Source organism: Sphingomonas sp. P4_G2, from assembly GCF_056401155.1.
Genome location: NZ_JBFUJY010000007.1, coordinates 120,164 through 133,184, shown reverse-complemented (window position 1 = coordinate 133,184; position 13,021 = coordinate 120,164). Strand labels below are relative to the sequence as shown.

Annotated in this window: 9 protein-coding genes; 2 read left to right on the top strand and 7 right to left on the bottom strand. The window is 65.2% G+C overall.

Annotated features, from left to right (window positions below; genetic code table 11):
• Positions 1-4: 4 nt before the first annotated feature.
• The 4 genes from AC1DRD_RS18805 to AC1DRD_RS18790 all read right to left on the bottom strand — a co-directional run bounded on the left by AC1DRD_RS18805 (position 5) and on the right by AC1DRD_RS18790 (position 5,980).
• Positions 5-3,199 carry an efflux RND transporter permease subunit gene (locus tag AC1DRD_RS18805; RefSeq protein WP_478042593.1) on the bottom strand — a complete coding sequence of 1,065 codons (3,195 nt, stop codon included), beginning with the start codon at positions 3,197-3,199 and terminating at the stop codon, positions 5-7.
• Positions 3,200-3,328: 129 nt separating this feature from the next.
• Positions 3,329-4,594: an efflux RND transporter periplasmic adaptor subunit gene (locus AC1DRD_RS18800; protein ID WP_478042592.1), complete on the bottom strand. Its 1,266-nt coding sequence runs from the start codon at positions 4,592-4,594 to the stop codon at positions 3,329-3,331.
• On the bottom strand, positions 4,591-4,992 hold the full coding sequence (locus tag AC1DRD_RS18795; protein ID WP_478030914.1) for a hypothetical protein: 402 nt from the start codon (positions 4,990-4,992) through the stop codon (positions 4,591-4,593). The genes AC1DRD_RS18800 and AC1DRD_RS18795 overlap by 4 nt, the downstream gene beginning before the upstream one ends.
• Positions 4,993-5,338: 346 nt before the next feature.
• On the bottom strand, positions 5,339-5,980 hold the full coding sequence (locus AC1DRD_RS18790; RefSeq protein ID WP_478030912.1) for a TetR/AcrR family transcriptional regulator: 642 nt from the start codon (positions 5,978-5,980) through the stop codon (positions 5,339-5,341).
• A gap of 60 nt (positions 5,981-6,040) precedes the next feature.
• Here AC1DRD_RS18790 and AC1DRD_RS18785 point away from each other — a divergent pair, with 60 nt between their 5' ends.
• Positions 6,041-7,015 (top strand): cupin-like domain-containing protein, encoded by a 975-nt coding sequence (locus AC1DRD_RS18785; protein WP_478042590.1) that lies wholly within the window; start codon positions 6,041-6,043, stop codon positions 7,013-7,015.
• Positions 7,016-7,049: 34 nt separating this feature from the next.
• Here AC1DRD_RS18785 and nagA read toward each other — a convergent pair whose 3' ends face one another.
• Genes nagA through AC1DRD_RS18770 form a run of 3 tightly spaced genes read right to left on the bottom strand, consistent with a single transcriptional unit; the run spans position 7,050 to position 9,989 of the window.
• Positions 7,050-8,216: an N-acetylglucosamine-6-phosphate deacetylase gene (gene nagA / locus AC1DRD_RS18780; RefSeq protein ID WP_478042589.1), complete on the bottom strand. Its 1,167-nt coding sequence runs from the start codon at positions 8,214-8,216 to the stop codon at positions 7,050-7,052.
• On the bottom strand, positions 8,213-9,220 hold the full coding sequence (locus AC1DRD_RS18775; RefSeq protein WP_478031365.1) for an SIS domain-containing protein: 1,008 nt from the start codon (positions 9,218-9,220) through the stop codon (positions 8,213-8,215). Before AC1DRD_RS18775 ends, nagA begins: the two co-directional genes overlap by 4 nt.
• Before the next feature lie 34 nt (positions 9,221-9,254).
• A complete protein-coding gene (locus tag AC1DRD_RS18770) occupies positions 9,255-9,989 on the bottom strand; it encodes a GntR family transcriptional regulator (protein ID WP_478030907.1) in 735 nt (244 codons plus the stop codon).
• 234 nt (positions 9,990-10,223) lie between these two features.
• Here AC1DRD_RS18770 and AC1DRD_RS18765 point away from each other — a divergent pair, with 234 nt between their 5' ends.
• The gene (locus tag AC1DRD_RS18765) at positions 10,224-12,992 is read left to right on the top strand and encodes a TonB-dependent receptor (protein ID WP_478042587.1); all 2,769 of its coding nucleotides are present in this window, start codon (positions 10,224-10,226) and stop codon (positions 12,990-12,992) included.
• Positions 12,993-13,021: the final 29 nt, after the last annotated feature.

Here is a 13,021-nt window from a genome sequence, read left to right as displayed (position 1 = left end):
CTCCTCATTCAGCCGGCTGCAGCGATCCGGACAGGTCCGGGCCGGCGGCCGGCCGCTTGCCGCGTGCGCGGGCGATGCGGTCGCCCAGCGCTCGGCACACGACGTAGAAAGTGGGGGTGAACAGCAGGCCGAAGGCAGTGACGCCGATCATCCCGAAGAACACGGCGGTACCGAGCGCCTGGCGGAGTTCGGATCCCGCGCCGCTCGCGATCAGCAGCGGCACGGTGCCCAGGATGAAGGCGAAGCTGGTCATCAGGATCGGCCGCAACCGGGTCTGCGCCGCCTGGATCGCGGCACGCGCCGGGGACAGGCCTTCCTGCTCTTCGCCCTGTTTGGCGAACTCGACGATCAGGATCGCGTTCTTCGCTGCCAGCGCGATCAGCACGACCAGGCCGATCTGGGTCAGGACGTTATTGTCCATTCCCCTCAGGTTCACGCCCACCATCGCGGCGAGCAGACACATCGGCACGATCAGGATGATCGACAGCGGCAGGACGAGACTTTCGTACTGCGCCGCCAGCACCAGGAACACGAACACCACCGCCAGCGCGAAGACCACGCCCGCCGTGCTGCCCGCGGCCTTTTGCTGATAGGCGATGCCGGTCCATTCGGTGCCGTAATCGGCGGGGAGATTATCGGCGGCGAGCTTCTCGAAGGTTTTCAACGACTGGCCCGACGAATAGCCCGGCGCGGTGTCGCCATCGACCTCGACCGCGGGGAACAGATTGTAGCGCACGACGCGATACGGGCCGGTCTTGTCGCTGAAATTGGCGACCGATCCGATCGGCACCATCTCGCCCGAGTTGGACCGTGTCTTGAGGTTGGCGATATCGGCGACGGTCGCACGGAACGGGGCATCGGCCTGCGCAGTGACGCGATAGGTGCGCCCCAAGAGGTTGAAGTCGTTCACATAGGCCGAGCCGAGATAGACGTTGAGCGCTTCGAACACGCGCTCGGGCGGCACGCCGATCAGGTCGGCCTTGGCCCGGTCGATATCGGCGAAGACGCGCGGCGTGTTGGTGTCGAAGAAGGTATAGATCTGATTGAGGCCCGGCGTCTGATTGGCCTTGCCGATCAGACCGTAGGACTTGGCGGCAAGGTCGGCATAACCGTGCCCGCCGCGGTCCTCGACCATCAGACGATAGCCGCCGGCCGAACCGATCCCCTGGATCAACGGCGGGGGCACGATCATCAATCGTGCCTCGTTGATGTCGGCGGTCGCCTTGCGCGCCTCACCCATGATGCTGGCAAGCGTGACGCCGAGTTTCTCGCGATCCTCGAACGACTTGAGCGGGATATAGGCGGCGGCCGAATTTGGCGCGAGCGTCTGGGACGGCCCGTCGAACCCGGCGAGCATCACCGCACCCTTGACGCCCTTGAGCGGCAGGATGCGGTCGGCGACCTTGCGCATCACCGCGTCGGTGCGTTCGACCGAGGCACCGGGCGGCAGCGAGATGACGGTCAGGAAGTAGCCCTGATCCTGCGCCGGGATGAAGCCGGTCGGCGTCGCCCAGAACAGAGCGCCCGTCGCGGCGATCAGGCCGGCATAGATGGTCATCATCCGCTTCGGTCGCGCGACGAGACGCGCGGTGAGCCGCGCATAACCATTGCTCATCCGCTCGAAGCCGCGGTTGAAGCGATCGCCCGCCGCCAGCACCAACTGGTGCAAGCGGCCGCCTTTGGCTTCCTGCGCACGCGGGCGCAGCAGCAAGGCAGCGAGCGCAGGCGACAGGGTCAGCGACAGCAGCAGCGAGATGATCGTCGCGGTGGTGATGGTCACCGCGAACTGCTGATAGAAGGCGCCCGACAGGCCGGTCAGGAACAGGGTCGGCACGAACACCGCGCAGAGCACGAGGACGATCGCGACCAGGGCGGCGGACACTTCGTCCATCGACGTGCGTGCCGCCTCCAATGGGCTGAGCCCGTGTTCGAGATTGCGCTCGACATTCTCGACCACGACGATCGCGTCGTCGACAACGATGCCGATCGCCAGCACCAGGCCGAACAGCGACAGGTTGTTGAGCGAATAGCCGAGCCCGGCAAGGACGGCGAAGGTGCCGATCAGCGAGACCGGGATCGCCACCACCGGGATGATCGCGGCGCGCCATTTCTGCAGGAACACGACGATCACCAGCACGACCAGCACGATCGCCTCGAGCAAGGTGTGCATCACCGCGGTGACCGATTGCTGGATGAAGTCGGTCGGGTTCCAGATGACGCTATAGGCGAGGCCCTTGGGGAATTTCGCCGACATCGCGTCCATTTCCGCCTTCACCTTTTCGGCGGCGGCGAGCGCGTTCGATCCGGGCCGCTGGAAGATACCCAGGACCACAGTCGGCTTGCCCGACAGATAGGTGTTGGAATTGTAATCGGCGGCGCCAAGCTCGACGCGCGCGACGTCGGAGACGCGGACCTGGCGGCCATCGGGATCCGAGCGGACAACGACATTAGCGAATTGCGCCGGGTCGGTCAGCCGGCCCTGCGTCTCGACGTTGAACTGGAAGGCGTTGCCCTGGGCATAAGGCGGCTGGCCGAGCGAGCCGGCGGCGACCTGGACGTTCTGCGCGCGGAGCGCCTGAACGATCTCGCCCGCGGTCAGGTTGAGTGCGGCGGCGCGATTGGGGTCGATCCAGACGCGCATCGCATAATCGCGGCTGCCGAACAGCCGGACGTCGCCGACGCCATCGATCCGGCTCAACCGGTCGCGCACCTGGGTCAGCGCGTAATTGGAGAGATAGCCGCGATCGAGCGAATTGTCGGGCGAGACCAGGTTCACCACCATCAGGAAGTCGGGCGAGGTCTTGCGCGTGACGACGCCGAGACGCTGCACTTCCTCGGGCAGGCGCGGCACGGCGATCGCGACGCGGTTCTGGACGAGCACCTGCGCGGCATCGAGATTGGTGCCGATCTTGAAGGTGACGGTGATCGTGACGTTGCCGTCGCCGGTCGATTGGCTCGACTGGTACAGCATGTTGTCGACGCCGTTGATCTCCTGCTCGATCGGCGCGGCGACGGTTTCCGCCACCGTCTCGGCCGAGGCGCCGGGATAGGAAGCGCTGACCGTGACGGTTGGCGGGACGATGTCGGGATATTGCGACACCGGCAGGCTGACCCAGGCGATCGCGCCGACGATGGTGATGATCACCGCGATGACCGCGGCGAAGATCGGGCGCGTGATGAAGAAGCGCGACAGGCGCATGATTCCTGTTCCTCGAAGAAAGAGGCGAAAATTCCGGATGTCTCCTCCCCCGTTCGTGCCGAGCCAGCGAAGCACGAGGAGGCTCGGCGCCCGTCGATACGCCCGGGCGAACGAGGGAAGAGTAGAGTCTTACTGGGCGAGCGTGGCCTGACCCGCGGGCGGCGCTGCCAGTTGGGGCGCGGTGGCAGTGGGCGCGACCGGCGCGATCTTGCCGGCGAGCGTCTGCACCTTGGTCCCCGGCTGTGCCATCTGCGTGCCGACGATCACCACCCGGTCGTTCGTCGCGAGCCCGCCGCGGATGACGCGGAGGCCATCGACCACCGGGCCGAGTTGGACCGGCTTGGCGGCGACGCTGCCGTCCTTGGCCACGACCAGCACGGTCTTGCGCGCCTGGTCGGTAACGATCGCGGTGTCGGGCACCATCAGCGCGCGGCTGCGGCCGCCGGTCGCCAGGCGCATGTTGCCGAACATGCCTGGGGTCAGGAACAGGTTCGGGTTGTCGAGCACGGCGCGGCCGCGGATCGTCCCCGACTTCATGTCGAGGCCGTTATCTGTGAAGTCGAGCCTGCCCTTCCAGCGATAATCGCTCTCGTCCTGCAATTTGACCTCGATCGGCGACGCGGCGCCGGCTCCGGCGCGCTTGGCCTTGAGGAACAAGGCCTCCGATCCGTCGAAGCTGAAATAGATCGGGTCGAGCGCGTTGATCGTGGTGAGCAAAGTAGCGCTGCCGCCTTCGCCCGCCGCGACAAGATTGCCGGCGTCGATCTTGCGGTCGGAGATCCGACCCGAAATCGGCGCACGAACGACGGTGAACTCCATGTCGAGCGCACGAGCGCGGACGCGGGCCTGGGCAGCGGCGACCGCGGCCGTCGTCGCCTGGACGCGGGCACGCAAGCGATCGATTTCGCTCTTCGACACGCCGTCGACGTCGACCAGCCGCGACGCGCGGTCGTAATCGGCACGCGCGAGCGCGAGGTCGCTGCTGGCAGTCGCGACGCCGGCGCGCGCTTCCGCCAAAGCGGCGGCATAAGGACGCGGGTCGATCGTGAAGAGCGGCTGGCCGGCGCGGACGATCTGGCCGTCGGTGAAGTGGATCGCGGTCACCGCGCCCGAGACGCGCGGCCGCACCTCGACCGAGCGGCTCGGCTCGAACCGGCCGACATAATCGTCCCATTCGGTGACGTCGCGTTCGAGCGGCGTGGCGACGGTGACGGTCGGCGGTGGCGGTGCGGCCATCGCTGGGGCCGAGCGATGGACCAGGCCATAGCCGGCGGCGAGCAAAGCAACGGGAGCGGCGACCCAGGCGGCACGCTGCCACAGCTGGCGGCGTCCCGGCGCGCTACCGTCGAGCGGATGCGCGGTAGCGTCGTCGTTGATCGGGGTGATCATGTTCATCGGCGGAAGCTCCGGGGAAGATTGGTGCGGATCGCATTGATCCGGAAGAGCAGGGTTTCGTACTGTTCGAGCGTGAAGCCGGCGGCGAGGAAAGCGCGGACTTCGGCCGGCGCGACGGAGAAACCGCGATACCAGCTCAGCACGGCGATGCGGCGCAATGCCTCGAGCCGCGGATCGGATAGGGCCGTCTTGACCACGCCGCCAAATGCCCAGCGAAACGCGCGGGCGAGCGCGCCTGGGCGGTTGATCGACGATAGCCGATCACGCTGGGCGAGATCGACGACCTGCCATTCGAGCGCGGAAAAATCGGCCGGCTTCGGCGTGAAGCTGCGGGGTGCCACGGGGGACCGATCGAGCAGCGCGCCGCCGCCGGCGGGGGCGAATTCGAGATAGGCCATGGCGTGTCCTCCTTATTGTTGGGGCCGCCGCAGGGGGCGTGCGGCGGCCCATGCCCGGCGATGGGGTAGTCGCCGGGGTGATCCGATGAAGATGTGACAAGTCGCGCGCTCCGGCACCGCATCCGGCGCTCGGGGGCGAGGGCTTATCCCTATAATACGCAAACGCTAGAAGTGAGTGTCCGCTCGGCCGTTCATCCGGTCTCTTCCCTTCGACCCGAAGGACGCCCTGGGGAGGATCGTCCATCTTCTATACCGAGCAGTATAGAAACTCAGGTGGAATGGTTCAAGGGAAAATTCTGTACCGAGCGATATTTTTTGCAATGCGGCGTGAAGCCTGGCTTGTCAATCAGCGGCTTGGCCATACAGCAAGCGTGGTATCGACCAGCCGCTGCAAGTCCTCGCGTGAGGCGCCCGCGCCGGCCTGGACCGCCATGCCCTGAAGGATCGCGGTGAGGTATTTGGTGATGCCCTCGGCATCGACCGGAGTGTGGAAATCGCCTTCGGCGACCGCGCGCTCCATCCGCTCGATCAGCGCTTCGTGCGCGATCCTGCCGCGTTCGAGCACTTCCTGTCGGATGCAGTCGGCTTCGGCGCCGCACGCGACCGAACTGATCACGCCGAGACATCCTCGTGGGTCGTCGCGGCTGGTCTGGTTTTCCAGGCTGCCCTGGAGCAAACGCTGGGCGACGCCGCGTGCGGTCGGTGCCTCGAGCGCCTGGCCCATATAGCACAGCTTCTCGCGCTCGTAGAGGTCGAGCGCCTTGCGGAACAAGGCTTCCTTGTTGCCGAACGCGGCGTAGAGGCTGGGACGAGTGATCCCCATCGCATCGGTGAGGTCGGTCATTGACGCGCCCTCATACCCTTTGCTCCAGAACACGCGCAGAGCCGCCGTCAACGCCTGGTCGACGTCGAATTCACGGGGGCGGCCACGGAGGACGGCTGTTTCCATATCGGTCGGTAGATAATTATCGAGTCGGTGTTTGTCCATAGCGGCGCCCTACCCAGCTTGAGCGGTTGTCATCCCTCGGGTTAGCGGCATAGTCGGCTGATGACGAACAGGGTCGAGGAACTGGCGCCGGATGCCGCCATCGTGCTGGCCGATCGCACGGCGCCGGCGGTTTTCCGCGGGATCGCCGCTGACTGGCCGGCGGTGAAGGCCGCCGACCCTGGCGCCTATCTGGCGCAATTCGACACAGGCAAACCGATCGGCGTGGCGATCGCGCCGCCCGAGGCCAATGGACGACTGGGGTATAATGCCGACATGTCGGCGTTGACCTTCGTCCGCGACTCGGGAACGCTTGCCTCGTTGTTTGCGCGGCTCCACACCGCCGCACCCGCGTCAACGCCGCCGGCGATCGCGGCGCAAGCGGTGGCGGTGCCCGAGGCGCTGCCGGGCTTCGAGGCGGAGAACCGAATGCCGTTGGTGCCGGAGGGCGTGGCGCCGCGCATCTGGATCGGCAATCGCGTGCGGGTCGCGACGCATCATGACATGAACAGCAATATCGCCGTGGTGATGGCGGGGCGGCGGCGCTTCACGTTGTTTCCGCCCGATCAGGTCGCCAATCTCTACATCGGTCCGATCGAATTTACCCCTGCGGGCACGCCGATCGGTCTGTTCGATCCCGACGAACCCGATTTCGATCGCTTCCCGCTGGCGCGCGAGGCGATGGCGCGTGCCCGGATCGTCGAACTCGAGCCAGGCGATGCCCTCTTCATTCCCCATATGTGGTGGCACCACGTCCGCTCGCTCGATCCGGTGAGCATCCTGGTCAATTATTGGTGGGACGAAGCGCCCGCGCCGCAGCCCGGGCTCGCGCCGCTCGACACGATGGTTCACGCGATCCTGGCTTTTTCCGGTCTGCCCGAAAACCAGCGCGCGGCGTGGCGGGCGATGTTCGACGAATTCGTGTTCGGTCCGCCGCTCGATCATGTGCCCGAGGAGCGGCGCGGCATTCGCGGGACGTTGAGCGAGGACAGCAAGGCACGCGTGCGGCGGCAGCTCGGGCAGATGATGTCGCGTTGATTTTTCGGTGCTCCCGGGAAAGCAGGAGCAGGAGTTATCTGGCGACTGCCGCTACCGGTTGCACCACACCACTCGCCTCACCGCCGATCCACGTTTCGCGCACGGCATAATCGTCGTCGAGCAGGACGAGATCGGCGCGCATGCCGGCGGCGATCGTGCCGGTCTGGCCGCTCAGTCCCAGAAACGCCGCCGGTGTCGCCGAAGCCATCGTCACCGCCGTCGCGAGCGAGACGCGGCCGCGCTCGATCATGCCCTTGACCGCGCCTGCCATCGTCAGGGTCGAACCGGCGAGCACGCCGTCCGCGCCATGCAAGGTATCGCCGTCGCGCCAGATCTCGCGGCCCTGGAGCACGAACCGCGTCTCATCCGAGCCGACGCTCGGCATCGCGTCGGTCACCAGCATCAGGCGATGTTGCCCCTTGGCGCGGACCGCGACGCGCAACGTGGCGTCGTGGAGATGGTGGCCGTCGGCGATGATGCCGGCATAGGTGCTGTCATCTTCGAGCGCGGCGCCGACCATGCCGGGCGCGCGGTTGGCGAGCTGCGACATGGCGTTGAACAAATGGGTGAAGCCGGTCAGGCCCGCATCGATCGCGGCGCGGACGGTTTCATAGCGCGCGTCCGAATGGCCGGCACTGACGACAACACCCTTGGCGGCGAGATGCGCGATCTGCGCGGGGGTGGCGCATTCGGGGGCGAGCGTGACCATCGTCCGACCGCGCTTCGCCGAGGTCAGCAGATCGAGATAATCGTCCTTGAGCGGCTGCAGCTTGTCGACCGAATGGATGCCGTGCCGCGCGCTGGACAGGAACGGCCCCTCGATATGGATGCCGAGCACGCCGGGCAGTCCGGCGTCGATCGCGGCATCGACCGCACGGATACCGGCTTCGACTACCGAGAGATCGTCGCTGATCAAGGTCGGCAGCAGGCCGGTGGTGCCAAAGCGGCGGTGCGTTTCGGCGATGACGCGGATCGTCTCGACGCTGGGATCGTCATTGAACAGTCGCCCGCCGCCGCCATTGACCTGGGTGTCGATGAAACCGGGGAGCAGCAATCGGCCGGTGAGATCGACGATCCGTGCATCCTGAGGCGGGGCGGACGAGATCGCGCAAATCTCGCCATCGCCGATCACGACGCAGACATCGTCGCGCAGGCCGGAAGGCAGCAGCACGCGGGCATTGGTGAGCGCGGTGCGGGTCATACCGTTTCGGTCACCTTGGCGAGATGCGGAGGACGGTCGGGATCGCGGCCGCGTGCGACGGCGAGCGCGTTGGCGAGGCGGTAGAAGCTCTGGACGAGCAAAACCGGCTGGAGCACCGGATGCGCGTCGAGGCTTGGCAAGCTCAGGCCCGGCGCATCCTTCAACCCGGCACTCAGCACCAGCGCGCCGCGCTCGGCGAATTCGGGGGCGAGGTCGGCGACGCTGTCGCGCGATTCGTCATCCTGGCCGAGCAGCAGGACCGGAAAGCCCTTTTCGACGATCGCCATCGGGCCGTGGCGGACTTCGGCGGCGCTGAACGCCTCGGCATGGAAGCCGCAGGTCTCCTTGATCTTGAGCGCCATTTCCTGCGCGATGCCGAACGCCGGGCCGCGCGCGACGACATAGAGATTGGTGGCGTTGCGCAGCGGCTCGAGCGCGGGCGACCAATCGAGCGCCCAGGCCTGCTCCAGCAGTGCCGGCAGCCCGTCGAGCGCAGCGAGCAATTCGTCATCCTCCGCCCAGTCGGCGATCAGATGGATCAGCGCGGCGACGCTGGTGATGAACGATTTGGTCGCGGCGACGCTCTTTTCCGGGCCCGCGGCGAGCGGCAGGAAGGTGTCCGCAAGGGCTGCGAGCGGCGAGCTTTCGTCGTTGACCAACGCGACCAGCCGCGCGCCGCCCGTTTTAGCCATCTCGGCGGCGGCGATCAGATCGGGGCTGCGGCCCGATTGCGAGACCGCCAGCATCAAGGTGCCGGCATAATCGGGTGCCGAATCGTAGACCGAGGAAACCGAGGGCGCCGCCGAGCTGGTCAGCAGGCGAAGATGCGTTTCGACCAAATAGCGTGCGACGGTTGCAGCATTGTCCGAGCTGCCGCGCGCCAGGGTCACCACCGCGCGCGGCGGCGCCTGACGCAGCGCTGCGGCCAAGGCGATACGCGCATCGCGCTGGCGGATCGCCTGGCGCGCAACCGCTTCCGCCGCTTCGGCGGCTTCGGCAAACATCAGCGTATTGTGGGGAAGAAGCGGCACGGGACTCTCAGGCTGGCGGGACGTTGAGTTCGGCGACGAAGTCATATGCGTCGCCGCGATACCAGGATTTGGTGAATTCGACCGTACGGCCATCCTGGGTATAACCGCGGCGTTCGATCTCGAGCCCCGGCGAATTGCGCGGGATCGCCAATAATTCGGCCTGCTCGTCGGTGAACAGCACCGCACGGAAGCGCTGCAGCACGCGCACCGGACGGTCATCGCCCAATGCGTCGTAGAGCGATTCGGTCACCGCCTCGAGCCCGGGCAACGAGCTCGCCGGGACGGTCGCATATTCGAGCGCCATCGACACGCCGTCGGCATAGCGGATGCGAGTGAAGCGATAAACCTGGCTGCCGGGGCTGAGCCCCAGCGCCATCGCTTCCTCGGGGGCGACGGTGCCTTCGGTGCGCGCCAGCCACTCGCTGTGCGGCACGCGGCCGCGCGACTGCATGTCCTCGGTGAAGGACGAGATCGTCGCGAAATTCTTCTCGACGCGCGCGGCGACGAAGGTGCCGGCGCCCTGGCGCCGAGTCAGCATCCGCGCGTCGACCAGCCCATCGAGCGCTTTGCGCACGGTGACGCGCGAAACGTTATAGGCCTGGGCAAGATCGCGTTCGGGCGGCAGCGCTTCGTCGGGGGCGAGAACCTGGCGCTCGATCGCGGCGCGCAGCACGCGCTGCAGCTGCTGGTACAGCGGCGCGGTATCTCCTTCCGGCAGCTTTCCTACGCGATCGACGAACATGGCGGACAACCCCCTGACACGACATTCTTTAAGCCATCAGATAATGCCATTTCAATACCAAAGTGCGAAATATTTGCACTGGTATTGATTTTGGTATTGCAATTTAATGACCAATACGCCTTTATGACACTCGCAACAGACCTGATCCGGGCCAAAAATGAGACCGGACAGGGCAGATGGCGACAGTTGGTCGTACTTTGGTACAGTCCAATCCAGGGGTTGAAGGGGAAGATCATGGTCACGTTCCAAACCAAAACGCATCGGGCGATGTTCGCCTGTACCGCAAGCGTGCTCGCGCTGACTATCGCGGCGCCTGCTTTTGCGCAGACCGCTCCAGCAGCGGCGGCGCCTGCCGATGTCGGAGGCAGCGGTCAAGCCACCACTGCCGATCCGCAGGACCAAAGCAACGACATCGTCGTCAGCGGCATCCGCGCCTCGATCCAGGCGTCGCTCGATTCGAAGCGCGCCAATGACGTCGTCTCCGAAGTCGTCACCGCGCAGGATATCGGCAAGTTTCCCGACAAGAACGTCGCCGACTCGCTCGGCCGTCTGACCGGCGTCAACGTCGTCACCGGATCGGCCAATGCTGGCGGCTTCGGCGAGAATCAGTCGGTGTCGATCCGCGGCACCGACCCGACGCTCAATCTGACGTTGCTCGATGGCCATTCGGTCGCGACCGGCGACTGGTTCGTGCTCGACCAGACCAGCGGCGGGCGCAGCTTCGACTTCAGCCTGTTGCCGTCGGAAATCGTCGGCAAGCTGGAAGTCTATAAATCGTCCGAAGCCGACCTGCCTGAAGGCGGCATCGGCGGCACGATCAATCTTCACAGCCGGCGCCCGCTCGATCTGCCGGCCAATTCGTTCAGCCTGACCGCCCAGGCCAATTACAATGACCTGGCCGACAAGGTGAAGCCGCAGGTGTCGGGTCTCTATAGCTGGAAGAACCAGGCGGGGACGGTCGGTCTGCTGATTGCCGGCTATTATCAGGAGCGCGAGTTCCGCCGCGATGGCCAGGAATTCCTCGGCTACACCACGTACAACAATTTCGCCGGCACCAATCAGACGGTCACCGCACCCAATCTGATCGGCGCGGCCTATTTCAGCCAGAAGCGCGTCCGCAAGGGCGGTACCGTCGCGCTGCAATACAAGCCGAACGACCAGTTCGAGGTGACGCTCAACGGCATCTACACGCGGATGGACGCCAACAACGTCAACCGCAACTCGATGGCGTGGATCAGCCGGGTGATCGGCAGCAATTCGACGCCGGGGTCGCCGACCAACGCATTGGGTCCGTACACCGTCACCAACGGCTATCTGACGGCGGCGTCGTGGAACCAGCTCGATGCCAGCGGCAATCCGATCCAGGGCCGCGTCCAGGACGACATCTTCCGCGACGCCTATTCGTCGACCTGGGTGATCAACCTGGAGACCGAGTGGAAGCCGACCGATCACCTGACGCTGTCCGGGGAAGTGGGCTACACCAAGGGTGAGGGTGCCACCAAGGACACTTATGCCTGGGAAACCTATTGGGACACCGGCGTCAATTACGCGCTCGCCGGTAAGGGCGCGACGGTCAATTATCCCGGGCTGCCGACCGACCCGAAATCGGCGGCGTATCTCAACAATTATTACAGCTGGTCGTGGGGCGGCCGCATCCTGTCGCCCGACAAGGAAACCTATGTCCGCGCCGACGCCGAATATAAGTTCGACGGCGATTTCCTGAAGTCTATCAAGATCGGCGGCCGTTACACCGACCACAAGCGTGAGGTGAACTACACCGCCTATTCCTGGGCGGGTAACGGCCTCTATTCAGGTACCAAGGGCGTCGGGCTGGGCACGGTGTTCAATGGCGGCACGACGCCGGACGATTTCCTCGACGGCCTGATCGCCTTCCCGCCATATTCGATCGCCGACAAGGACAAGGTGCTGGCGACCTTGGCGACGCAGGGCGGCCGCCAATTCGCTTTCTATCCGCAGGCGAGCTTCTCGGTGAAGGAGAAGACCGAGGCGGTCTATGCCATGGCCAAGCTGGGCGGCGAGAGCCAGGGCTGGCGCGGCAATATCGGCGTTCGTGCAGTGCATACCGAACTCAACACCACGCAATACACGCCGAACCCGCTGGCTACTGGCGGCCTCGATCCGGTCTATTCGATGTTCTGCCCGACGCAGTCGGACGGGAAGGCCTGGTGCGACACCAATCGCGTCAATCGTAGCTATTGGGATTTCTTGCCCAGCGCCAACCTGACCGTGAACGCGATGCCCAACCTCCTGATCCGCGCAAGTGCCGCCAAGACGATGACGCGGCCGGGCTATGCTCAGCTCGCTGGCGCCTTCACCGTCAGCGACCTCGCGCTGACCGGTACTTCGGGCGGCAATCCCTATCTGGATCCGACTCGTGCCTGGCAGTTCAACCTTGCGGCCGAATGGTATTACGGCAAGCAGTCGCTGTTCTCGGTCAATTTGTTCTACCTCGACATCGACTCGTACATCACGACGAACACCACGACGCAGTTCCTGATCACGCAGCAGCATCCTGCAGGCGCGAACTTCCTGATCACCGGCCCGGTCAACGGAAAGGGCGGCACCAACAAGGGCGTCGAGGTCAATTGGCAACAGCCGATCTATGGCGGGTTCGGGCTGCTGGCGAACTACACTTATGCCGATGCCAAGGCGGCGGACGGCGGTGTCATCGACGGCAATTCGAAGCACACGTTCAACGTCACGGCCTATTATGAGAATTCGCTGATCTCGACCCGCTTCGCTTATACGTTCCGCTCGAAATTCCGCTCGGGCATCGATCGCTCGACACCGATGTGGCAGGCCGATTTCGGCACGCTCGACGGTTCGCTGACGCTCAACGTGACCAAATATTTCGCGTTGACCGCCGACGCGCAGAATCTGCTCAACCACAAGCTCTATTACTTTGTCGGCGACCCCTCGATCCCGCGCGCTTATTACAACAATGGCCGCACCTTCTGGGTCGGTGGCAAAGTCCACTTCTGACCTGTCGCGCATCGGCAAGACCGAATAGG

Excerpts from the sequence above, each read along its gene's own strand:
- AC1DRD_RS18785 (WP_478042590.1), top strand. The coding sequence starts at position 6,041 with ATGACGAACAGGGTCGAGGAACTGGCGCCGGATGCCGCCATCGTGCTG.
- AC1DRD_RS18795 (WP_478030914.1), bottom strand. The coding sequence starts at position 4,992 with ATGGCCTATCTCGAATTCGCCCCCGCCGGCGGCGGCGCGCTGCTCGAT.
- AC1DRD_RS18805 (WP_478042593.1), bottom strand. The coding sequence starts at position 3,199 with ATGCGCCTGTCGCGCTTCTTCATCACGCGCCCGATCTTCGCCGCGGTC.
- AC1DRD_RS18800 (WP_478042592.1), bottom strand. The coding sequence starts at position 4,594 with ATGAACATGATCACCCCGATCAACGACGACGCTACCGCGCATCCGCTC.
- AC1DRD_RS18765 (WP_478042587.1), top strand. The coding sequence starts at position 10,224 with ATGGTCACGTTCCAAACCAAAACGCATCGGGCGATGTTCGCCTGTACC.
- AC1DRD_RS18790 (WP_478030912.1), bottom strand. The coding sequence starts at position 5,980 with ATGGACAAACACCGACTCGATAATTATCTACCGACCGATATGGAAACA.
- AC1DRD_RS18775 (WP_478031365.1), bottom strand. The coding sequence starts at position 9,220 with ATGTTTGCCGAAGCCGCCGAAGCGGCGGAAGCGGTTGCGCGCCAGGCG.
- nagA (WP_478042589.1), bottom strand. The coding sequence starts at position 8,216 with ATGACCCGCACCGCGCTCACCAATGCCCGCGTGCTGCTGCCTTCCGGC.
- AC1DRD_RS18770 (WP_478030907.1), bottom strand. The coding sequence starts at position 9,989 with ATGTTCGTCGATCGCGTAGGAAAGCTGCCGGAAGGAGATACCGCGCCG.